Annotated in this window: 19 protein-coding genes; 12 read left to right on the top strand and 7 right to left on the bottom strand. The window is 67.3% G+C overall.

The window, feature by feature from the left end; translation table 11 throughout:
- Nucleotides 1-21: 21 nt before the first annotated feature.
- Together AC1DHX_RS06610 and AC1DHX_RS06615 are read left to right on the top strand one after the other, a co-directional pair.
- Nucleotides 22-858: a DUF2306 domain-containing protein gene (locus AC1DHX_RS06610; RefSeq protein ID WP_476859919.1), complete on the top strand. Its 837-nt coding sequence runs from the start codon at nucleotides 22-24 to the stop codon at nucleotides 856-858.
- The gene (locus AC1DHX_RS06615) at nucleotides 855-1394 is read left to right on the top strand and encodes a DinB family protein (RefSeq protein ID WP_476859918.1); all 540 of its coding nucleotides are present in this window, start codon (nucleotides 855-857) and stop codon (nucleotides 1392-1394) included. The genes AC1DHX_RS06610 and AC1DHX_RS06615 overlap by 4 nt, the downstream gene beginning before the upstream one ends.
- A 125-nt stretch (nucleotides 1395-1519) precedes the next feature.
- On the opposite strand, the gene AC1DHX_RS06620 is transcribed toward AC1DHX_RS06615, so the two are convergent.
- The 4 genes from AC1DHX_RS06620 to AC1DHX_RS06635 form a co-directional block, all read right to left on the bottom strand.
- Nucleotides 1520-3247, bottom strand: a complete 1728-nt coding sequence (locus AC1DHX_RS06620) for a thiamine pyrophosphate-dependent enzyme (RefSeq protein ID WP_476859917.1) — start codon at nucleotides 3245-3247, stop codon at nucleotides 1520-1522.
- Between the two features lie 293 nt (nucleotides 3248-3540).
- A complete protein-coding gene (locus AC1DHX_RS06625) occupies nucleotides 3541-5055 on the bottom strand; it encodes an amino acid permease (RefSeq protein WP_043435285.1) in 1515 nt (504 codons plus the stop codon).
- A gap of 74 nt (nucleotides 5056-5129) precedes the next feature.
- Nucleotides 5130-6074, bottom strand: coding sequence for a glutaminase (locus AC1DHX_RS06630; RefSeq protein WP_476859916.1), 945 nt, complete (start codon nucleotides 6072-6074; stop codon nucleotides 5130-5132).
- Nucleotides 6071-7669 carry a PucR family transcriptional regulator gene (locus AC1DHX_RS06635; protein WP_476858007.1) on the bottom strand — a complete coding sequence of 533 codons (1599 nt, stop codon included), beginning with the start codon at nucleotides 7667-7669 and terminating at the stop codon, nucleotides 6071-6073. Before AC1DHX_RS06635 ends, AC1DHX_RS06630 begins: the two co-directional genes overlap by 4 nt.
- 327 nt (nucleotides 7670-7996) lie before the next feature.
- Between AC1DHX_RS06635 and AC1DHX_RS06640 the strand changes: the two genes are divergently transcribed.
- The gene (locus AC1DHX_RS06640; protein WP_476859915.1) at nucleotides 7997-8914 is read left to right on the top strand and encodes an MBL fold metallo-hydrolase; all 918 of its coding nucleotides are present in this window, start codon (nucleotides 7997-7999) and stop codon (nucleotides 8912-8914) included.
- A gap of 27 nt (nucleotides 8915-8941) precedes the next feature.
- Here AC1DHX_RS06640 and AC1DHX_RS06645 read toward each other — a convergent pair whose 3' ends face one another.
- Nucleotides 8942-10978, bottom strand: a complete 2037-nt coding sequence (locus AC1DHX_RS06645) for a glycosyltransferase family 2 protein (protein WP_476859914.1) — start codon at nucleotides 10976-10978, stop codon at nucleotides 8942-8944.
- A 597-nt stretch (nucleotides 10979-11575) separates the two neighbouring features.
- Here AC1DHX_RS06645 and AC1DHX_RS06650 point away from each other — a divergent pair.
- The 3 genes from AC1DHX_RS06650 to AC1DHX_RS06660 all read left to right on the top strand — a co-directional run bounded on the left by AC1DHX_RS06650 (nucleotide 11576) and on the right by AC1DHX_RS06660 (nucleotide 14128).
- Entirely contained in the window at nucleotides 11576-12196 is a 621-nt protein-coding gene (locus AC1DHX_RS06650; protein ID WP_476859913.1) for a DnaJ family domain-containing protein, read from the top strand.
- A gap of 97 nt (nucleotides 12197-12293) precedes the next feature.
- The gene (locus AC1DHX_RS06655) at nucleotides 12294-13205 is read left to right on the top strand and encodes an SDR family oxidoreductase (protein WP_476859912.1); all 912 of its coding nucleotides are present in this window, start codon (nucleotides 12294-12296) and stop codon (nucleotides 13203-13205) included.
- 161 nt (nucleotides 13206-13366) lie between these two features.
- Nucleotides 13367-14128, top strand: coding sequence for a DUF4386 family protein (locus tag AC1DHX_RS06660; RefSeq protein WP_476859911.1), 762 nt, complete (start codon nucleotides 13367-13369; stop codon nucleotides 14126-14128).
- A gap of 55 nt (nucleotides 14129-14183) precedes the next feature.
- Here AC1DHX_RS06660 and AC1DHX_RS06665 read toward each other — a convergent pair whose 3' ends face one another.
- Together AC1DHX_RS06665 and AC1DHX_RS06670 are read right to left on the bottom strand one after the other, a co-directional pair.
- Nucleotides 14184-14927 (bottom strand): zinc metalloprotease, encoded by a 744-nt coding sequence (locus tag AC1DHX_RS06665; RefSeq protein WP_476863725.1) that lies wholly within the window; start codon nucleotides 14925-14927, stop codon nucleotides 14184-14186.
- 519 nt (nucleotides 14928-15446) lie between these two features.
- A complete protein-coding gene (locus AC1DHX_RS06670) occupies nucleotides 15447-16133 on the bottom strand; it encodes a FadR/GntR family transcriptional regulator (protein ID WP_476858000.1) in 687 nt (228 codons plus the stop codon).
- A 294-nt stretch (nucleotides 16134-16427) separates the two neighbouring features.
- Between AC1DHX_RS06670 and AC1DHX_RS06675 the strand changes: the two genes are divergently transcribed.
- From AC1DHX_RS06675 to AC1DHX_RS06700, 6 genes are all read left to right on the top strand, one after another.
- Nucleotides 16428-17792 (top strand): MFS transporter, encoded by a 1365-nt coding sequence (locus tag AC1DHX_RS06675; protein ID WP_476859909.1) that lies wholly within the window; start codon nucleotides 16428-16430, stop codon nucleotides 17790-17792.
- A 98-nt stretch (nucleotides 17793-17890) separates the two neighbouring features.
- The gene (locus AC1DHX_RS06680; protein WP_476859908.1) at nucleotides 17891-19663 is read left to right on the top strand and encodes a dihydroxyacetone kinase family protein; all 1773 of its coding nucleotides are present in this window, start codon (nucleotides 17891-17893) and stop codon (nucleotides 19661-19663) included.
- Entirely contained in the window at nucleotides 19660-20130 is a 471-nt protein-coding gene (locus AC1DHX_RS06685; RefSeq protein WP_079551080.1) for a ribose-5-phosphate isomerase, read from the top strand. Before AC1DHX_RS06680 ends, AC1DHX_RS06685 begins: the two co-directional genes overlap by 4 nt.
- Nucleotides 20114-20977 carry a triose-phosphate isomerase family protein gene (locus AC1DHX_RS06690; protein WP_476859907.1) on the top strand — a complete coding sequence of 288 codons (864 nt, stop codon included), beginning with the start codon at nucleotides 20114-20116 and terminating at the stop codon, nucleotides 20975-20977. The genes AC1DHX_RS06685 and AC1DHX_RS06690 overlap by 17 nt, the downstream gene beginning before the upstream one ends.
- Nucleotides 20974-21810 carry a sugar phosphate isomerase/epimerase family protein gene (locus AC1DHX_RS06695; RefSeq protein WP_476857995.1) on the top strand — a complete coding sequence of 279 codons (837 nt, stop codon included), beginning with the start codon at nucleotides 20974-20976 and terminating at the stop codon, nucleotides 21808-21810. Before AC1DHX_RS06690 ends, AC1DHX_RS06695 begins: the two co-directional genes overlap by 4 nt.
- Nucleotide 21811: 1 nt before the next feature.
- On the top strand, nucleotides 21812-22672 hold an 861-nt coding region (locus tag AC1DHX_RS06700; RefSeq protein ID WP_476859906.1), incomplete at its 3' end, for a phosphogluconate dehydrogenase C-terminal domain-containing protein.

Genomic DNA, 22672 nt, shown 5'->3' on the forward strand with positions numbered 1-22672 from the left:
ATCCCAGCCAAGGACCACGCCGTGACAACACACGCCAGCAGCGCCCCCGTCCCCCGAGTCCGCCGCCGCCCCCAGTGGCCAGTGCCCGCCGGATTGATCCTTCTCAGCCTCATCCCGGTGATCGCCGGTGCGGCGCGGCTGACGGAACTGACCGGCGGTGCCGCCGTCACCGCCCAGAACGCCCGGTTCTTCGCCTCACCCGTGCCCGTGGTGACCCACATCCTCAGTGTCACCACCTACAGCCTGCTCGGTGCGTTCCAGTTCCTCCCCGCGCTGCGGGGCCGCCGCAGCTGGCACCGCTTCGCCGGCCGCATCCTCGCGCCGGCGGGCCTGCTGGCCGCCCTGTCCGGCCTGTGGATGGCCGTCTTCTATCCGCTGCCGCCCGGGGACGGACCGGCGCTGTTGGTACTGCGGCTGGTCTTCGGCTCGGCCATGGCGGCGAGCATTGTCCTGGGAGTCGTGGCGGTTGTGCGCCGGGATTTTGTGCGGCACGGCGCGTGGATGACGCGCGGCTACGCGATCGGCGTTGCCGCGGGAACGCAGGCGCTGACGGGGCTGCCGTGGATGCTGCTGGTGGGCCCGCCCGACGAGCCGACCCGGGCGGTGCTCCTGGGGGCAGCCTGGGTGATCAACCTTGCGGTGGCGGAGTACGTCATCCACCGGCGCGCCAGGCGGACCGTGCGCGCCAGGCGGACCGTGCGCTCCAGGCGGACCGTGCCCGAACCTGCCGCCGTCGTCCCCATGCCTGCTGCCGCCGTCGTCGAAGTCGCCGGAAGCGTGCCGGCACGCCGTACTTTTCCGGCGAAGCGGACGGTTTCCGGCGACGTGGAGGCCGGGCGGCTAGACTCACGCGCATGACAATTGTGGACGATCAGGGCCGCCCGGAGCCTCCCCTCGCCTCCGACGAAACCGCGACCCTCCTGGGATTCCTGGACTACCAGCGGGCCACGCTGGCGTGGAAATGCGCCGGGCTGGACGCGGCCGGCCTTGTGGCTACTACCGCTGCCTCATCGATGACACTGGGCGGGCTCCTGAAGCACATGGCCTATGTGGAGAGCGAATGGTTCTCCCGTTCCCTGCACGCCCGGGACCGGGAGGCCCCGTTTGCCGCCGTGGACTGGAAGGCCGACCCGGACTGGGAGTGGCATTCCGCCGCCGGGGACACCCCGGACCAGCTGCGCACCCTGTGGCAGGACGCCGTGGACCGGTCCCGGGCCAGCGTCACGGAGGCCCTGGCCGCCGGCGGCCTGGACCAATTGGCCCGTCGCCCGTGGCCGGACGGTTCGGCACCGAGCCTGCGCTGGATCCTGTGCCACATGATCGAGGAGTATGCCCGGCACAACGGCCACGCCGACCTCCTCCGCGAGGCCCTAGACGGCGAGACGGGGGAATAGACGGCGAAACGGGGGAGTAGCCTCGAGGCACCCCTCCAACCACCCGTTGCGCTATCAGTCTTGGCGGTTATGGACGCCGAATGACGACCAGGACTGATAGCGCAACCAGGTTGGGCAGGGTGTATTTAGTAGGCCTTGACCCGCTGTTCGACGATGAGGTGGACCAGGGCGAACACACCGTCCCGGTCGATGGCGGCCAGCGCCGCCTCGAGGGCGGCCGGCACATCCTTATCCTCGGTGACGGTGATGCCGAAACCGCCGAACGCCCGGGCCATCATGCCGAAGTCGGGGTTCTTCAGCTGCGTGCCCGACACCCGGGACGGGTAGTGGCGTTCCTGATGGGTGCGGATGGTGCCGTACTCCTGGTTGTCCATCACGATGATCAGCGGCGTGGCTCCGTACTGGGCGGCCGTGGCGAGCTCCTGGCCGTTCATCAGGAATTCCCCGTCGCCGGCGATGGTGACCACCCGGCGCTCCGGGCTGGCCAGTGAGGCGGCGATGGCCGAAGGCACCGAGTACCCCATGGAACCGTTCCGGGCACTGATCATCGAGGCGTAGCCCCGGGTGGGGAAGTACCGGTGCGCCCAGTTGGTGTGCTCGCCTGCCCCGAATGTCACCAGGGCGTCCTGCGGCAGCAGCGGGACGAGGTTGGCCATCAGGGTGTCCATCTTCGCGGGACCGGCGCCGGGTGTCGACGGCGGCAGGCTGGCGAACGACTGCTGCTCGGCGCGCATCCGGGCCGTCCACGCCTTCCACTCCTGCCTGACGGGCAGGTCGATGTTGACCAAGTCCCGGACGAAGGCGTCCGGCTTGGCCAGGATCTGGCGGGAGACCGGACCGGAGCGGCCGCGCAGCGAGGGATCGATGCTGACGAGGAAGTTGTTCTTGTTCCAGTCCTGCCGGCAGACGAAACCGTCCGTGATCACGTCCCCCGGGACCGTCCCGACGAAAACGAGCAGGTCGGTTTCCTCCAGGAGGTCATAGGTGGGGCGGGGCCGGCCGTAGCCGATCGGCCCCACGTAGCTGGGCGAATCAAAGGAGACGGTCCCCTGTGTACGCCACTCCGCCGCGGCCGGGATGTGGTGCTTTTCGAGCCAACGGGTTAGTTCCGAGGCGGCTTCCTGGGTCCAGTCGTTCCCGCCGGTGACAAAGAGCGGCTTCTTCGACTGTGCCAGCGCCTCAGCCAGCGCACCGGCATCGGTGCTGCTCATGCCGCCCGCGGCAACGGGGATGGCCGGGTGCAGGGCCGGATCAATGGGGACCCGGATGATGTCCTCCGGCAGGCCCACCACCACGGGCCCGGGACGGCCGCTCATGGCCGCGAACATTGCCTCCGCGACAATTTCGGAGGCCCGCTCGGGGTGGTCGAGGACCATCACGCGTTTGGCGCCGGTGTCGAACCACGCCTTGATGTCGAACTCCTGGAACGCCTCGCGGTCCCGGTGCGCGAACGGAATCAGTCCGACGAAGAGCAGCATCGGGGTGGAGTCCTGCCACGCGGTGTGCAGGCCCACATGGGCGTTCGCTGCCCCGGGGCCGCGGGTGACCATGGCGACGCCGGGGCGCTGGTTCATCTTGCCGTCGGCCTCGGCCATGTAGGCGGCGCCGCCCTCGTGCCGGCAGACCACGGTCTCGATCTCAGAGCCGTGCAGCCCGTCGAGGACGTCCAGGAAGCTTTCCCCCGGGACAACAAACGTGCGTTCCACCCCGTGCGCTGCGAGCGAATCAACAATCACGTGGCCGGCGGACTTGAGGGTGCTGGCGCCGTTGCGGTTATCCAGGACAGCCCCTGGGGCCGTCTGCAGGGGTTTGATGGTGTCGCCTTCAACTGGGTGCGTGTCGGTTGCGGTCATTGTGGATGCAGACTCGGTTTTCATCACTACTTGTCTTCTTGGGTTGGGTTGGCGGGCATGGCATGTCCACTGAATCCAGCGGAACGGTGGCTAGTCTGTTTCCGGTCCGGTGCAGAAGAAGCAGCCGTCCTCGCAACTGTCGTTCGACGCCGGCGGCTTGTCTTTGTGCGTGTCTGGCGGGTGGCGCTCCTGCAGAGCGCTAGGGCGGCCGGGACTCAGCGGGTTTCGTGGCTGCATGAAGGCTTTCGCGTTGGGTGCCGGGTTGTGGGATTGGTCGGCACTGGGATGTTCGATTAGCGGATTGGAGTCCGGTTGGCCAGCACGGGCGCGGCGCCCGTGAAGCCGTCGCGGGTTTCGGCGATGTCGTGGATTTGTTTCCGGCAGGCGTACCAGCCGCCTACCATCAGCGCGCAGGCCACCAGGGTCACCAGCAATGTGAGCGGGGAATCGATGAAGACCATGACGAGGACGCCGAGCAGGAATACCAGGGAGAGGTAACCGGTGTAGGGGGCGCCGAACATCCGGAAACTGGGGCGCTCAAGCCAGCCTTTGTCTGCCCACCGTTTGAGCTGGATCTGGCAGAGCACAATGGTGGCCCAAGTGACGACGATGCCTACGGCGGCGACGTTCAGGACGATCTCGAAAGCCTGGCCGGGGACCAGGTAGTTCAGTGGGACCCCGAGGAGGGAGACGCCGGCGGTGATAGCGATACCGCCGTAGGGGACACCGGCCTTGTTCATCCGCTGGGCGAACTTCGGGGCCGATCCGGCCACTGACATGGAACGCAGGATGCGGCCGGTGGAGTATAGGCCGGCGTTCAGCGAGGACAGTGCGGCCGTGAGGACCACGAGGTTCATGATGACGTCCACGCCCTGGATACCGATGGATCCGAAGAACGTCACAAACGGGCTGACGCCTTTTTCATACGAGGTGTAGGGCAGCAGCAGGGCGAGCAGAATGACCGAGCCGACGTAGAAGACGGCGATCCGGAAGACCACGGAGTTGATGGCCTTGGGCATGATTCTTTCGGGGTTTTCGGTTTCGCCGGCGGCGGTACCGATCAGTTCGATCGAGGCGTAGGCGAACAGCACGCCCTGCATAAGGATGATCATGGGCAGCAGACCGTTGGGGAAGAGGCCGCCATTGTCGGTGATGAGGCTGAATCCGACTTCCTGGCCTTCCACGGGCGTGCCGAACATGACGAAGTAGGTGCCGACCAACAGGAATGCGACCAGGGCCGCGACCTTGATCAGGGCGAACCAGAACTCGAGCTCGCCGAACACCTTGACGGAGACGAGGTTGAGGCAAAGGACCACGACGAGGGCGATCAGCGCCCACGCCCACTGCGGTACTGCCCCCATCCAGGGGATGTATTTGCCGAAGAAGTTCATGTAGAGGGCCGCGGCGGTGATGTCCACGATGGTGGTGGTGGCCCAGTTGATCCAATAGAACCAGCCGGAGATGAACGCGGCTTTCTCTCCGTAGAATTCGCGGGCGTAGGACACGAACGATCCTGACGAGGGCCGGTGCAGCACCAGTTCACCCAGGGCGCGCAGGATCAGGAATGCGAAGAAGCCGCAGACTGCGTAGGCGATGACCAGTGACGGGCCTGCCGCGTTGAGCCGGCCGCCGGCACCCAGGAACAGGCCGGTCCCGATGGCCCCGCCGATCGCGATCATCTGGATCTGCCGGGGCTTCAGGCTCTTGTGATAGCCCGAGTCCTCCGCGTGGATCAGGGCATCCGAAGCGTGGGCGTGGCCGCCATCGGCCTGGTACAAGCCAACCTCGTCATTGGGGTTGTTGGGCATGGGTGTTCCTTTCGATCTGTCAGAGATCTAAATGGGGTTCTGGAGGGAGATTGTGGGGACAGCCGGGCGTCAGATCAGAAAATCGACCACCCGGTCCGGTCGGACAGGTCAGCGAGAGCCGCCGTGCCTGCCAGGGAATTTCCTTTGGAATCCAGCCGCGGGCTCCAGACGCAGATGGCGCACTGGCCGGGGACAATCGCCAGGATGCCGCCGCCTACACCGCTTTTCCCGGGAAGTCCCACGCGGTAGGCGAACTCGCCGGCTGCGTCATACATGCCGCAGGTCAGCATGATGGAACCGATGCGCTTAGCCTCGCTCCTGGAGATCACCGCGCCTTGAACTCCACGACCATCCTGCGCGAGGAATAGAGCCGCCTTGGCCACCTCCGCGCAGGTCATCATGATTGAGCACTGCCTGACGTAGTTCTCCACCACTGCCTCTGCGGGCTGCCGCAGGTTGCCGAATTCCTTCAGGAAGTGGGCGAGGGCCAGGTTGCGGCTGCTGCTGGAGAGTTCACTCTTTGCGGCGATCTCGTCGATGAAAGGGCTCTGGCTTCCATTCTGGTGTCCCACCTGGCCGGTGAGGAAACGCAGGACCTGGGCGGCGGCGTCGGGAGTTCTTTCCATCAGATGGTCGGTGACCACCAGGGCGCCCGAGTTGATGAACGGGTTCCGTGGGATCCCGTGCTCGACTTCAAGCTGGACCAAAGAGTTGAAGGACGTGCCTGAAGGCTCGCGAAGGACCCTGGACCACAACGAGCCGGAGTCATCGGCGCCGAGCGCCATCGCCAGGGTGAAGACCTTGGAGATGCTCTGGATCGAGAACGGAAGATCGGCGTCGCCGGAACTGAATAGTTCCCCGGACGTCGTGGCAACCGCGATGCCGAAACGGTCGAACGGCGGGGACTGCAGGTGGGGAATGTTTGCGGGGACTGACCCCGCTTCCGTCCGGGGCCGGTGGCCGCGGACAATGTCATCCAGTAATAAGGCAAGCGGCGGCGAATCAAGTGTTGTCATCATTTCTTGCCCACATGCTCCTTCTGCGTGCCGGACCACTCCTGAACATGCAGCAGCGCGACCAGTGCATGGCGGGGATTGCCGAAGTCCAGGCCGGTGACCCGGCTGACCTTGCCGATCCGGTAGTAGACGGTGTTCTTATGCAGCTGCATCCGCTTCGCGCACTCGGCCACGTCGAGTGACGCGTCGAAGAAGGCACGCAGGGTTACGGCCAGTTCCGCGTCGTCGCGGAGCAGGGCCCAGAGGCTGCGGTGCCGGAAGGCCGCCGTCGTAAAGTTCTCCACGGCGTCGTGGAAGAGGATCTCGGCTTCGAAGTCGTCCACCGTGGCAACCGAAACTTCGCCGGAGCGGCGCATGCAGCCCAGCAGCGCTTCGCATATTCCGGTCACGGAATGGATTGATAGCAGATCGGGAACAGCGGGGCCGACGGCGGCAAAGGGGCTGATGCCGAGGTGCTTGTTGGCGTCCTTGACGATTGCCTCGGCCAGGCTCCGCAGACCAGCCCCGGCGTTGGCGGACTGCAGCCCGGGAAGGATCACGGCGGTGTCGCCGTGAAACTGTCCCACGATGGCTGAGGACTTGTAGGCGGCTGCATGGATTGAAGCGAGGTTGGCCAGCTCGCCGTGTTTGAGTGCGGCGTCGTTCTCCTGGGCTTCGGACGCCGAGAGGCCAATCAGGATCAGGGCCGCGGGGCGGTCCGCAGGGATTTTCTCGCTGTGCGCGCTCGCCGCAGCCTCCGCGGGACCCGAAAGGAGGCGCACGATCCGGTCCTCGCGCATGTGCACGGATTGCTGGTTGCGGTACCGGATCAGCTCGGCGGAGGCCCGCGCGGCCGAGCCGGTGAGCACATAGTCGACGTCGTCGCCGAAGCCGCCGCCGGTTTCCTGGAGCCAGATGTAGCCCATGATGCGGTCACCGGCGAACAGGCTGATGGCGACGCGCTCCCGCAGGCCGTCCTGGGGCCGGGCGGGAACCCGGACCGGCAGGCGCGTCCGGTGCAGCTCGCGGTAGGCGCCGAGGTCCTTGAGGAGGAGTTCGTATTTGCGCGGGCCGCGCCGGGCCAGAATCGAGGCCTTGCGCAGTTCGTCAATGGCGTTGGTGACCGTGGAGTAGGCCAGGACCTTGTTGGCGGCGTCCTCGATCACCACGTGGCTGGAGGTCAGGCGGGCCGTGGTCTGGGCGATGGCGAAGAGGTCTTCTTCGAGCAGGGTCAGCACTTCGCGCTGGTAGCTGGGCGGCTGGATTCGGTCCTTGGCGATGGACAGCAATCGGTCCCAGTCTGCCGCCGGGTCCACCAGCAGCAGCCCGGTTCCGGCGGCGCGCAGCAGCTCTTCCGCTTCCACCAGTTCCTCGTGGCTGCCCTTGACGGCCAGGACCAGGGGCGGGCTTTTCAAGAGGCGCCGCACTGCGGGCAACGCGGAGCGTCCGCGCACGCCGATCAGCAGGACAAACGCAGACCCGCCGTCGGCGGTCTCGTCGTCAGCGTCGACGATCAGAAAGCGTTCGATCGCAGCATCCGTGCGGGACGGCCGAAGCATCAGGCTGGCGAAACCCAGCGGAAGATCCGCGAGGATGTCGTCCACTGTAGCTGCGGCCATGGGCTTCTTTCTGACATTGGCACCGCCCGGACGGCTTTGTCCGGACACCTCAGCCTATCCAGCAGACATCGCCGAAAGTATGGAAAAGCTCCTAAATTACGCGGCCCGTTTTAGGTCTACGGACCAAGGCGAGGTCTGCAGAGCTGCGGGGCCCCATCGATTGCTTCGTAAGTGCCGTAATCACTCGTCAAAAGGGCAACTACGGAGCAACCGACGGGGTTTGAGGACCGGAAGGGGACCGGTCATCATGGAGTGTTGGTGCGTCATTGCGGAACCCGACGTCCGCCGCACCCGCCGCCACTGGCGCTGACGCCCCTAGGAGAACCCATGGAGACGCCCCCGGACCTGATCGACTTCACCGCAGGCCGCGCCCGGTCCGGAGACCTGGAGATGGCCTGGATCCACGGCTCGGAATCGGCGAAGCACAACACGGACCCGGACATCCAGGTCCACGCCTACGACCGGCACACGTTCATCCTGCGCCAGAACATGGCGGTCAACTACGAGGCGCCGTTCATGTTCCTGCTGTTCGGCAACGCGCGGGCCGTCCTCATCGATACCGGCGCGACCGCATCCGCGGACTTCTTCCCGCTGCGCCGCGTTGTCGACGGCCTTGTGGCGGCCTGGCTTGCCGCCCATCCCCGCGACGGCTACGGTCTCCTTGTCCTCCACACCCACCCGCATGGCGATCATGTCGCAGGCGATGCCCAGTTCGCGGGCCGTCCCGACACCGTTCTGGTGGACGCGGCCCGGGACAATGCCTGGGAATTCTTCGGATTCACAGCCGCGGGTGCCCAGGCCGCCGGTGCCTCGGGCGGCGGCGGCGCCGTTCAGCCCGCGCAGGTGGACCTCGGCGGGCGCGTCCTGGCATGCTGGCCCAGTCCGGGGCACCACGACGCGGCCGTGACGTTCTACGATCCCCACACCGGGTTCCTGCTCACCGGTGACACGGTCTATCCCGGCCGGCTCTACATCCAGGACTGGCCAGCGTTTGTGAGCACCATCGACCGGCTGATCGGGTTCTGCGCCACCCACCCCGTCACCCATGTCCTGGGCTGCCACATCGAAATGTCGCAGCAGCCCGGCGTCGACTATCCGATCTTCACCACCTACCAGCCCGACGAACCACCGCTGCAGATGACCGTCGAGCAGCTCCGGCAGATCCGCCGGGCCATCGACGAGGTGGGCGGACGCCCCGGCCGGCATGTGTTTCCCGGGTTCATCCTCTGCCTCGAGGGGGAGTGAGCGGGCGGGAACGCCGGCCTCCAGCCCTCAGCGCCCCCGCAGCGACGCCGCCGCCGGGACGCCGGGCGGGAAATCGGGCAGCGCCCCTGCGGGCGTGTGGAAGATCCATAACGAGAGCGCACGGTAGGTGGCCCAGTCGTCGTCGGCCGCCCGCAGGGACGCGATCTCGGTGCCGTCGGGTTGCCCGGTGGTGCGGATGACCTGCAGCCGGACCGGCGCGGCCTCCGGCAACCGGAGCATGACGGACCCCGAAGCCGGCAGCGTGCCGTGCGGGAAGCGGACTGCTGCTCCGCCGACCGAAATGTCCAGCAGCTCTCCGCCGGTGCCCTCAGCCTCCACCGGCGCGGACACCTCCATCCGGTAGGCGTTGCGGCGGGATGTGGCGAATTCGGCGGCCCGGATCCTGCGCGTTCCGAGCACCAGGACCGCGCCGGCGAGCACCAGCCAGGCACCGGACGCCACCGTGGAACCGGGCGTCGTGCGCCAGGGCACCAGCCCGGCCAACCCGGCCGCCGCGTACAGAATCACCGCGGTGATGAGGACAACCATCACGATCAGGATGCGCGGGGTCCGGCCCCGGAGCCGGAGGTCGGTGGCGCCCTTGGGCGTCACCTGGAACTCCAGGATGTTCCGGGACATGAGCCACCAGAGGCACGCCAGGCCGACCGGGACGCGGAAAATCCGCAGGGCGAAGGCCGTGGGCCAGTGGATTTCGTTGCGCATCAGCTGCTTGGAGCCCCACAGGCGCACGGTGAACATGACCAGGAAGACCCCGGTGAAAAGCAGAGGCCCGGCAGTGGAGGTCTGCGCCCCGGACAGCATGATCACCACCGGAATCAGGAAGGCCACGAGCGTGGCGATGCCCTCCAGCCACCACAGCGTGCCGTTGAGGTACTCGTGGTAATTCCGCCACGACAGCCACCCCTTCGCCGCCCACAGCTTCTCGTGGACGAGGATCTGCATGGCACCCATGCCCCAGCGCCGGCGCTGCAGCAAGTACTGGTCCGGCGTCGCCGGCGCGAGCCCGACGGCGAGCGTCTGGTGGTGGTAGACGGTCCGCCAGCCGCGCCGGATGAGYTTGAGCGTGGTGTGCATGTCCTCGGTGATGGTCTCGGTCGCCACGCCGCCCACCTCCTGCAGGGCGCTCAGACGCAACAACGACGTCGACCCGCACCAGAAGGGTCCGGCGCCGGGTACGTTGCGGGACGCCATGAGGACGTTGAAGAAGGTGCCCTGCTCACCCGTGATGCCRTCGTCGTCGAACGCGCCGCCGTTGTAGAACGACTGCGGACCCTGGATCAGGGCGATCCCGGGGTCTTCGAACCAGCCCAGGGTGGCGGTGAGGAACGTGGGCAGCGGGACGTGGTCGCAGTCCAGGACGGCGATGATGTCGATGCCGGGGCCGCCGGCGGCCTTCTCCGAGGCCATCAGGCCCAGGGCGTGGTTCATGTTGCCGGCCTTGGCGTGGTCGTGGACGGCCCGTCGGACATACCGGGCGCCGTAGGCGACGCACATTTCCTCGACCCAAGGCCGGTCGCCGTCGTCGAGGACCCACGTCTCATGCGCCGGGGCCAGCTCGCAGGCCGCCGCGACCGTGGGCGTCAGAACCTCGATGGGCTCGTTGTACGTGGGGATCAGCACCGCCACCCGCATGCCGTTGGGGGCCTCCGTCACGGGCGCCGGCGGATGGCTGTCGATGTTCCACACGGACCACGCCTTCAGGATGAGGCCGGCAAGCGGCAAGGCCTCGAAGGTGACCAGGATCCAGGCGATGGCCAGGTTCCATTCCCCCGACGGCATCGTGAACAGGACGCGCCACGTCAGGTAGAGGACCAGGGCGGCGATGGCCGCGATGCCGCCCACATGGGCCAGCCTCCGGGACCGGGGTGCTTCCGCTCCGGGGGGTCCGAGCCGGGCGGCCCAGCCGGCAATGCCGGCCCGGGTCAGGGCTGTGGCGTCCAGTGGTAAGGGCCGCGGCGCGGCGGATGATTTTCCAGTCGGCAGTCTTTGAGCCGATAGGTTCTCGGCGTGCTGCAGATCTTCACGCAGATTCTCTCGAGGCACGTGATCTCCCTCAGCTAGATCCGGTGCTCAATGTCCGATCAGCGTAGCCGGGGCATGGCACCCGTGACCGGATCCGCCGGAATCCTTGCGCAAAACTGCGGAGGGGGTGTGCTTTGATCTAATGCTTTGCAACGTGCTCCGCGTCCTCGGGCCCGACGAAATTGCACGAGCCGGGGTGGCGCTTGGGCAACGTGCACGTGCGCCCGGTGGGCAGGTGGACGTTGGCGCACCGGCCCGCCATGGCCACGTCTTCGCGCACATGCGTGACGTGCGTGCTGCTCTGATCCTCTGGCGCTTCCTCGCGGCTGGTTTGTAGGGGGCTTCCGGACGCGCTCTGGTTTTGGCTGTTCACGGCTGCAACTCCTCGGGATCTGCTGTGCAGGAGAGATGGGAAGGATGCTTAGTTTTATCCGAAGTCCCCAGCTTCGCACGGGTGGGTTAACACCGGGTTACGGGAGTGTAAGGATCCCGTCTCGGCGAGGGGGCGGGTTGCAACGGTCGCGGTTCGCCGCCGCGCGGACCTTTTGCCGCCGCCCGGCTGTTCCTCATACTGGAAGGCAGATCCGCGATTTCGACAGGCGAGGACGGTGGTGACTGATGAGCAGCGGAGTCAGTGGTTCCAACAGCGCGTTCCGGCGCCGGGTGGAGCGTGCCGCGGAACTCCGGGCCGTGCGGGCCACGGGCAGCACGGCGCAGGAGAACGACGAGCTCAACGCCGCCGAGGAGGAACTCCGGCGAAAGCGCGCCAAGATCGACGACGCCGCCAAGGCCGAGTACCTGATCCGGGATGCCATGGCGCAGGGCAAGTTCGACAACCTCAAGTACGCCGGCAAACCCATTCCCGGGCTGGACGAGGCGTACGACCCTGACTGGTGGGTCAAGGGCCTGATCCAGCGGGAGAACATCTCCGGGCTGGGCCCGAAGGCGATCCTGCTCCGCACCGAGGACGCCGAGCTCGACGCGCGGCTCGATGCCCAGTTCAGCGAAAAGCAGGTCCGCGAGATCGTGGAGGACTTCAATGCCCGGGTCATCGATGCCCGGCGGCAGCTCCAGGGCGGGCCGCCCGTGATCACCAAAACGCGGGACGTCGACGCCGAACTGGACCGCTGGCGGGGTCGCCGGGCTGCCGCGGCCGCCGTCGCCCCTCCGGAGCCGGAGCCGAGGCGGCCCTGGTGGCGGCGGCTGTGGAGCGGGGCGGGCCAGGCGCCGCCGAACTAAACGCTCACAGGCTACGGGCGCCGTCGAACTCCTTGGGCTCATTACTCGAGGGCCGGCCCATTGCAGCTGCCGCAGAGAAAACAACTAGKAGATAACAATGTCTGAACAGGAACCCGTGCTGGTGGTCGGTGCAACGGGATCGCTCGGTGGGCAGGTCGTCGACCGGCTTCTTGACCGGGGCAAGAAGGTGCGGGCGCTTGTCCGCCCGAGCTCGGACGCGGGCAAACTCGAGGCCAAGGGCGTCGAGATAGCCCGCGGCGACATGCTCGACCTCGATTCGCTCGTCGCCGCGATGACCGGCGCCGCCGCTGTGATCACCACGGCGGCCGGGTACACCGGGAAGAACAAGAACGCCCACGAGATCGACACGCGTGGCAACGCCAATCTCGCCATCGCCGCCAGCAAAACCGGGGTGCCGCGCTTCGTGCTCACCAGCATCCTCACGAGTGACCAGACACCCGGTGTGCCGCATTTCTGGCACAAGAAGCTCGCCGAGGACAAGCTCGAAGAACTCAACGTCCCGTTCGTCGCGCTGCGCCCCGGAGCATTTTTCGACCAGATTGCCCGGCTCGGCGGTGACCCGTTCGAGAAGGGCCGCATCATCTGGCTCGGCTCAAAGAGCGTCCCCCTGACGTTCGTTCTGACCAGCGACCTCGCAACCTACCTCGCCGAAGCCGTCGACGCCGACATCGCCGACGGCGAACGCATCGAAATCGGCTGGACGCGCCCCATCAGCATGCGGGAAGGCGCTGAACTGGCGTCGCGGCTGGCGAACAAGAAAATTAGGGTGCTCTCCCTTCCCACCGGACTGCTCCTCAGGATAGGCAAGATTTCGGGAAAGTCCGGCTCGCGCATGAGCGACATGGGAGCCATGGCGGCGTGGTTCGAAACCGGCCGCTACGTGGCCAACACGAGCCGCCAGGCAGAACTCTTCGGCCCCGCGCCAACTCCGGAAGACGCGGTCGCGCGCTTCGCTGCGCGGTTGGGCCACGGACGAGCGCAGTCCTAGTGGGTGCGGCGGTGTCCAGATTAACGGGCGGTCCCGCCGGGTCACACGTGCCGCCGCCACATGCCGGTCAAAGGCCCGTGGCTCCGGGGACGCAATCGGCGTAGCCTGCGCTTAGGCGCGCACTTCGCGCACCCGCGCGTCGGCACGAAACGGGCGATGCCATGAAGAAATACGGCACTGATCATAATCCGCGGCCGGCGGCTTCGGCCGGGTCTGGGCGCCCGGCATCAGACCGTGCACCGCTTCGCCTCGCCGCCACCCTGGCGTTTGCCGGCTTCGCGCTGTCCGTGGTCGCCGGGTTGCTCCATGCCGATACGGCCAGCGCAAATGACCACCCGGCGACGTTTGCGGAGTACGCCCGCAGCGGTATTTGGACGGCGGTCCACCTCGGCCAGTTCGCCGGCATGGCGCTTCTCATCTCCGGGCTGCTGGTCCTGCTGGTGATCTTGAAAGCACCGGACGGGGCCATGGCCTGGACGGCCCGCTTCGGCGCTGTCGCTGCGGTCGCCGCGCTGGCACTTTACGCCGCGCTCCAAGCCGTCGACGGCGTTGCCCTCAAGCACGCAGTGGACGCCTGGGTTGCGGCTCCGGAACCGGAGAAAGCTGCGCGGTTTGCGACGGCCGAGGGTATCCGTTGGCTGGAGTGGGGCATGCGCAGTTACCAGAGCTTCGTGCTGGGCGTGGCCCTGGTCCTGACCGGTGCCGTGGTTGTCGGGGCGCGCCGCGTCTCCCGGCTGATCGGCTACCTTATGGCGCTGTCCGGGCTCGCCTACCTCGCGCAGGGCTGGATCGTCGGGGCCGAAGGCTTCTCTCCGGCCAACTCCATTCCTACACTCGCTGGGATTGTCCTCATCCTCGTGTGGTCCGCGTGGCTGCTGGTCAGTGCATGGTTCGGGAAGGACGCGACCGCCCGCGACAGGTGACGCGGCTAGCGGACCCCGACGGCGGGAGGTTCAGCCGCCGTCGTCGTCGCGTCCGTCAGAGTTCCGGGACGCAGGGTCCGGATCCTAGCAAAGCCAGTCCGGCGAGGTCGCCGGCGGCGAAACCGGTCAGCCCACTGTTTTCGGCGTGCATAAGCTGGGTCGGATCGTCCACGTGGTCCAGCCCTACAACGTGCCCGAGCTCATGCTTGATGACGGCGCGGACATAGGCGGGACCGTCCGGCCGCAGCATGATCCTGGCGAGATCGGGAGCGTCCAAAGCCACCTGGCCCGACACCAGGACGGCGGGGCGTCCGGAGACACTCACGGCTGTGCTCCCGCCACGCCCGGCAACGTTTCCTGCAAGCTGCGGGACTTCCTCCGGAGAAGACCACGCGATCAGCACGGGGGCCCACCTCCGGCCGTAGCGGTCCGGCTGATAGGTTTTGCGCTGCTCGGTGGGTGCCTCGGAGGTGACGCCATCGGCCGCGAAGTGCAGCCCGGTGGCAGCCGAAACCTCATCCACAGCCTCGCTGATCAACCGTTCTGCGCCGGGCGGCGCGTTGTCCGGCCGGACGACGTAGTGGACCGGCCGGCAGGGGTCGTAGGCAGCGAAGCCCTGAACGCCGTCCGGAGCCGGATGCAGTGCGTAAGCATGCGAGCCGCTGCTGACCGGCGGCCTTCCCAGCGGGGAATTTGCGGCGTCAACCCCGGGCGGCGGCGCGGTGGCGCCGGGCAGGTAGGGGCGCACGGGGGCCATTACAAACTGCTCGAACAGCGGAGGGAGGAAGTTCAACCCCACGATCAGAGCAAGGGCAACAAAGGTGCCGGATTTGCCCCATTGACGTGGCCGCCGTGGCCGCTTCCGGCGGGGCCGAACAATTTTCGGAGTTTTGCCGCCAGTGCCGGGGACTTCGCGCCACGGTGCGGGGTCCTCGAGCTTGCCCAGGGCCTCGTCGACTGCCCACTGTGGAATTCGCCCGCTGGCGGAGCGGCGGACGCCGCCCTGTGGGGCGCCTTCATGGAAGCGTGAGTCGTCCGCAGTCGGATAGCCCCGGTCGCCAAAGTCTGAACGCAACTTGTCCCCCTCGTTGCATGCAACCCATCTCCCCAGATGGATCCACTACAGCATAGGGGAATGACCATCCGTGAGTCGTCCCCCGTTCAGGGTTTCCCCGGGTACTTCGGTGGCGTAGCCGCGCGCTCCCGTCCGGATTCGCCGGATAGCTGCGAGAGCGCCGGAAAGGTCCGGCGACTTCGCGGGCTTCCGGCGAATTCGCGCGTCGGGGGGAGTAACAGAGGGGCGAAGGCGTTAGGCGGTTCAGCCTCCGGCGGAGCCCTGGTCCGCGTCGAATCCGGCCAGGAGGCGCCGGGAGGCCGTGTCCATGTGGGAGCGCATGGCCGCCGTCACGGCGGCCTCATCGCGTGATTCCAGGGCAAGGAAGATCCCGCGGTGCTCAGCCAGGGCCGATGCCGCGTGCCCTTCGTCCGTCAGGGCGCGGTCAACCCAGATGCGCAGCAGCGACCGGATGCTCTGCAGCAGTTCCTGCAGGACCTGGTTGCCGGAGGCTGCGGCGATTTCACGGTGGAAAGCCGCATCCGCCTCCACGAACGTCACAAGGTCCTCCAGGCTGCCGTCCATCGTGGCCAGATTGGCGCGCATCCGGTCCAGGGCATCGTCGGTAATCCGCTGCGCCGCCAGCTGGGCGGCCTGTACCTCGAGCCCGCCGCGCAATTCCACGAGTTCGCGCGTGCGGGGGGCGCCCAGCATAAGGCCCCAGCTCAGCGTGCGGGGGAGGAGCTCGGAAATGCCGTCGCGAAGGTACGTTCCGGAGCCCGGCCGGACAATGACGATCCCGAGGATCTCCAGCGCCGCGAGGGCTTCCCGGACCGCGGAGCGACCGACCCCCAGAGATGCGGCGAGTTGGCGCTCGGCCGGCAGGCGGGTTCCCACGGCAATTTCACCGCTCGTGAAGTAGCCCAATAGGCGTTCCGCGACTTCGGACACGACAGAGCCTTGCTCCATAGAACCGAGCGCGGCACTGATTTTGGCCGTCGAAGCGGCGGAGTTAGCGGAGTTAACGAACACCTTCAAAGCGTAACAACACGCACCGCCCGGGCCATACCGACGGCCGCCGCAGTAAATAAACATGTCAACCGGTTGACCAATTCGAGTTGGACGCCTTATGGTTTTTATCACACGCTTAGTTGGGCCTGGCCAGCTCCCTGGAACTACGCGATGAGACCAATCCCCATGCTTCCAGCGCAGGAGGCTGCGGGATCCCGACATCAAGGAGTCAATGTGGACACCACGCAATCAGTGGTCGAAAGATCTGCAATCAAGAAAGTGGCAGTGCGGCTGGTGCCGTTTGTCGCTCTCATGTTCTTCATCAACTATCTGGACCGCACGGCCATCTCCTTCGCCGGCCCCAACGGCATGAACACTGATCTGGCCCTCTCGGCGGCCCAGTTCGGCTTCGCCTCCGGTGTCTTCTTCATCGGCTACATCCTGCTGGAAGTCCCCAGCAACCTGGCCCTGCACAAATTCGGAGCCCGCCGGTGGCTGGCCCGCATCATGGTCAGCTGGGGCATTGTCTCCCTGCTCTTCACCTGGGTGGGCAGCGTGGAGCAGCTCTACATTTTGCGCTTCATCCTGGGTGTGGCCGAGGCCGGATTCTTCCCCGGCGCCATCCTCTTCCTCAGCCTGTGGGTCCCGTCGCGGCACCGCAGCAAGATCCTGGCACTGTTCTACCAGGCCCAGCCGCTGACCACGGTCATTGGAGCCCCGCTCGCCGCCCTCCTCATCCAGCAGCATGGCCTCTTCGGACTCGAAGGCTGGCGCGTCATGTACTTCGGTGTCGCCATCCCCGCCATCCTGATCGGCGTCGCCGCCTGGTTCTACCTCGCGGATTCCCCGGCCAAGGCCAAATGGCTGACATCGGACGAAAAGACCTGGCTGACCGGCGCGCTGGAGAAGGAAAAGAACGCAACCGCCGCCACCAACAAGCACGTCAGCGTCCGCACCGTCTTCGGCAACGGCCGCGTCTGGATGCTCGCCCTGATCTACTTCGGCTTCATCTACGGCCTGTACGCGCTCGGCTTCTTCCTGCCGACCATCATCTCCGGCTTTGAGGGCCTGTACGGCACCAAGTTCGACGTCGTCCAGAAGGGCCTCATCACGGCCATCCCGTACCTGCCGGCCGCCTTTGCCCTGTACTTCTGGTCCAAGGACGCCACCAAACGGGGCGTCAAGACGTGGCACATCGCCGTCCCCGCCCTCGTCGGAGGCCTGAGCATCCCGCTGGCCCTCTTTGCGGGATCGCCGGCGGCGACGATCGCGATCATCACCCTCACSGCSATGTCCATYTTCGCGGCSYTGCCGAACTTCTGGACSGTSCCCACSCAGTTCCTCACCGGGGCAGCGGCCGCMGCCGGSATCGCSCTGATCAACACCGTGGGCAACCTGGCCGGCTTCAGCGCGGGCTACGTCACCGGCTGGCTCAAGGACTGGACCGGCGGCTACACCGTCCCCATGTTCGTCGTCGGCGGTTTCATGCTCCTCTCCGCCGTCCTCATGATGGTGCTGGCCCGCAACGGCGCCGGCAACGCAACGGCCGCCCCTGAAGCAGCAGACTCAGCGGCCGCGGAGTCAGCCGCCGTTCGCTAACGGACGCAGCCTGCTCCCAACAATCCGGTGCCCGCCGCGTGCCATACAGCCGCGGCGGGCACCCACCAAGCAGCTTTCCCTCTTCCAGGAGTACCCCCATGACCCGCCTGTTCAATGACCCCGCAGCCTTTGCTGACGAAATGATCGAGGGCTTTGTCGCCTCCCACAGCCGCTGGGTCAGGCGTGTCTCCGGCGGCGTCGTCCGCAACACCCGGAGCACCCCGGGCACCGTGGCGCTCGTGATCGGCGGCGGTTCCGGGCACTATCCTGCCTTCGCCGGGCTCGTGGGCCAGGGTCTGGCCCACGGTGCCGCGATGGGCAACCTCTTCGCGTCGCCGTCCGCCCAGCAGATCTACACCGTGGCCAAGGCCGCCAGCAACGGCGGCGGCGTCCTCCTGGGCTACGGCAACTACGCCGGCGACGTCCTGCACTTCAACCAGGCCCAGGCCCGGCTGCGCGCCGAGGGCATCGATTGCCGCAGCATCGCCGTCACCGACGACGTCTCGTCCGCCCCGCCGGCCGAGCACGCCAAGCGCCGCGGGATCGCCGGTGACCTCACGGTCTTCAAGGTCGCCGCCGCCGCCGCCGAGCCCGGGTACACCATGGACCAGACAGTCGAGATCGCCGAGCGCGCTAACCACCGCACCCGCTCCTTCGGCGTCGCATTCTCCGGCTGCACCCTGCCGGGCGCGGACCACCCGCTCTTCTCCGTCCCCGAGGGCCGCATGGCCGTCGGGATGGGCATCCACGGCGAGCCCGGCATCGGCGAAACAGGCGTCCCGACGGCGGATGAACTCGCCGAACTCCTCGTCGCGAAACTCCTCACCGAAATTCCCGACGGCGTCGAAGGCTGTATGGCTTCCGGCGGGACACGGCGCGTCGTCCCGATCCTCAACGGCCTGGGCAGCGTCAAATACGAGGAACTGTTCGTGGTCTACCGCCGCGTCGCCCAGCTCCTGGCCGAGGCCGGACTGGAAGCCGTCGACCCGCAGGTGGGTGAGCTCGTGACCAGCTTCGACATGGCCGGCACCTCCCTGACCCTCTTCTGGCTCGACGACGAACTTGAGACCCTCTGGCACGCGCCCGCCGACGCCCCGGCCTTCCGCCGCGGCGCCGTCACGGCGGCGGCCCTGGAAGCCACGGACTTCACCGACCTCGCCGAGATCGAGGCGGCCATCCCGGATGCCTCCGACGAATCCCGCGCCACGGCCGTCCGGGTCCTGGCCGCGCTGGGAGCCGCGAAGGACGTGGTGGACGCCAACGCCGAGGAACTGGGCCGGATCGACGCGGTCGCCGGCGACGGCGACCACGGCATTGGCATGGAGCGCGGCGTCCGCGCCGCCGTCGACGCCGCGGCAGCCGCCGTCGCCCGCGGAGCCGGCGCAGCCACCACCCTCCACCTTGCCGGCGACGCTTGGGCCGACAAAGCAGGCGGCACCTCCGGCGCACTGTGGGGCATGGCCCTCCGGGCCGTCGGGGATGCGCTCGGCAACACTGCTGCCCCCGACGCCGGCGCTGTCGCCGCCGGAGTCGCCGGCGCCGCGGCCGCCATCATGGACTTCGGCAAGGCCGCGCCGGGCGACAAAACCCTCGTGGACGTCCTGGTCCCGTTCCGCGACGCCCTCGCCGGCGGCGTGGACGCCGGGGGATCCCTCACGAAGGCCTGGGGCGCCGCGGCCGCCGTTGCGCAGCAGGCCGCAGAAGACACCGCCCAGCTCCTGCCCCTCGTGGGCCGAGCCCGCCCGCACGCCGAGAAGAGCCTTGGTACCCCGGACGCGGGCGCGGTGTCCATGGCACTGATCGTCCGAGCAATTCACAACACTCTCCTCGCGGAAACAGTCGAGGGAAAAACAGTCAAGGAGAACGCATGAGCGCCAAACTGCGCCTGGTCATCGGGGCCGACGACGCCGGATTCGAGTACAAGGAAGCCCTGAAGGCAGACCTGGAAGCCAGCGGGCTCGTCGAGTCCGTCCGTGACGTCGGCGTCGACGCCACCAGCCACACCCCGTACCCCTCCGTGGCCATCGCGGCCGCCGAACTCATCGCCTCCGGCGAGGCCGACCGCGCCCTGTTAGTGTGCGGCACCGGCCTCGGCGTGGCCATCGCCGCCAACAAGGTCCCGGGGGTCCGGGCCGTCACGGCGCACGACAGCTTCTCGGTGGAACGGGCCATCCTCAGCAACAACGCCCAGGTCCTCACGTTCGGCCAGCGCGTCGTCGGCCTGGAACTGGCCCGCCGGTTGGCCCGGGAATGGCTGACCTACACGTTCGACGAAACCTCCGCCTCGGCCGAGAAGGTCACACTGATTAAGGACTACGAGGGTGTCACTTCCTGCTAACCCCGCCACAGGCGGTACAGGCGAAGCCGCCGGCCGTGCCGCCCGTGCAAAGCAGCCGCAAGCCGTCATCGGCGTCAGCCTGAAAATGTACTTCGGCTACCAGCGCACGCTGGACTACTGCCGCGAGGTCGCCGTCGTCGCACTGGCACACCCCGCCGTGCAGAACGGCGAGATCGAACTGTTTGTCCTGCCGGCCCTGCCCGCGCTGCCCGAGGCAGCCCGGGTCCTCGGAGTGGCCGGCGCGGGCGCCGGCGCGCAGGACATCTTCTGGGAAGACGAGGGCGCCTACACCGGCGAGGTCTCCGGCCGGACCGTCGCCGAACTCGGCGGCCGCTACGCCGAAGTGGGCCACGCCGAGCGGCGCCGAATCTTCGGCGAGGATGACAGGACAGTCGGCCTCAAGACCGCCGCCGCCTACCGCAACGGCCTCACGCCGGTACTTTGCGTCGGGGAACTGCAGCCCGGCTCCGTGGAGGAGGCTGTCCGTCACTGCACTGCGGACATCGACGCCGCCCTCAACCGGGCGCGGTCTCTCGGACCCGCGGCCCGGACCATCGTGGCCTACGAACCGCAGTGGGCCATCGGTGCCCCCGAACCGGCCACCCCGGAGTACATCAGCGCCGTCATCACCGGGCTGGACGCGCATCTGCGTTTCCTTCCCGGCCAGGCCGAGAGCCGGGTCATTTACGGCGGGAGCGCCGGCCCCGGCCTGATCGGCCGGCTCGACGACGCCGTCGCCGGGCTGTTCCTGGGCCGCTTTGCCCACGACCCGCAGGCGCTCAAGACCATCCTGGACGAAACTGCCGCCCGATTCGGACTCCTGCTGACCGCGGGAGGCCGGCCATGAGCTCCACGAACGGGCAGGGTTTAGAGAACGGACAGGGTTCACGAATCGGTCTCAGTAGCTACGCCTTCTTCTGGCAGCTCTCGGACCAGGTCTCCGCGCCGCTGACCCTCCAGGATGCGTTGGCCGATACCGCGGCCCTGGGCGTGGACCTCTTCCAGATCTGCGACTACGCCCCGCTCGAATCCATGACGGACGCCGAACTGGCCGCCGTCCGGGCCACGGCCGATGCCTTGGGGATTTCCCTGGAGCTCGGCACCAAGGGCATCCGGCCGGAGCATCTGAAGAAGTTCCTGCGGATCGCCGGGATCCTGGCCGCGCCGCTGCTGCGGACCATGTTCAACGTCCCGGGCCACACCCCGGACGCGGACGAGGCCGTGGCGATCTTCACCAGTCTCCTGCCCGAATTCGAGGCCGCAGGGGTGAAGATCGCCGTGGAGACCTACGAACAGGTGCCCACAGCCCGGGTCCTGGAGGTCATCGCCCGCGTGGACAGCCCGAACCTGGGCATCTGCAGCGATCCCGCCAACACCGTGGCGGCGCTGGAATCCCCGCGCGAGGTGATTGACGCCGTCGCGCCGTATGTCCTGAACATGCACATCAAAGACTTTGCGTTCAGCCGCAAGGAGGGATGGGTCGGGTTCACGTATTCCGGCGCTCCCCTCGGCGAAGGCCTCCTGGACTATGCCTACATGGCCCGGAAGCTGCAGCCCAAAGAAAGAAACATCAACCAGATCATCGAGCACTGGCTGCCGTGGCAGGCCTCCGAAGAAGAGACCCTCCGCCTCGAAAAGCAGTGGACCCAGCAAAGCCTCGATTTCCTAAGGAGTAACTGAAATGTCAGCAGAACAATTGACCGTGGCCGTCATCGGAGCCGGAGGCAAAATGGGGCTGCGTGTTTCAGCCAACCTCCAGAAGAGCGCCCACACCGTCTACTACAGCGAAAACTCGCCGGCAGGCCAGGACCGCGTCCGCGCCGAAGGCCGGGAAATCAGCACCACCGAGGACGCCATCAAGGACGCCGACGTCGTGATCCTCGCGGTCCCGGACACCGTCCTGGGCGTCGTGTCCCACGGCGTGGTTCCGCAGATGAAGTCCGGCGCCATCCTGCTCACCCTCGACCCGGCCGCCGCCTACGCCGCCCTGCTTGCCAAGCGCGACGACGTCGTCCAGGCCGTGGCCCACCCGTGCCACCCCTCGGTCTTCCTCGAGCGCACCACCAAGGAAGAATGGGCCGACACCTTCGGCGGCCAGGGCGCCCCGCAGAACGTGGTTGCCGCGATGGACGAGGCCGCCACCGATGCCGCCCGCGCCGCCGCCGAGGCCACCATCAAGGTGATCTACGCCCCGGTGATCGACGTCCACTGGGTCACCGTCAAGCAGCTCGCCATCCTCGAGCCCACCCTCGTGGAGACCGTCGCCTGCATGATCGGGACCCTGCTCAAGGAAGCCCTGCACGAGACCGTGCACACCGCCGGCGTCCCCGAGGAAGCAGCCAAGGCCATGCTGTTCGGGCACGTCCAGATCGCCCTGACCAACGCCCTGCGCGGCTCCAACCCGTTCTCCGAGGCGTGCGAAATCGCCATCCAGTACGGCAAGGACACCATCATCAAGGACGACTGGAAGAAGATCTTCGACGACTCCGAGCTCGATTACGTCATCGCCAAGATGCTCAAGCTCGAGCCCGCCGTCCAGCGC

Source organism: Arthrobacter sp. 05N33_2 (assembly GCF_056397425.1).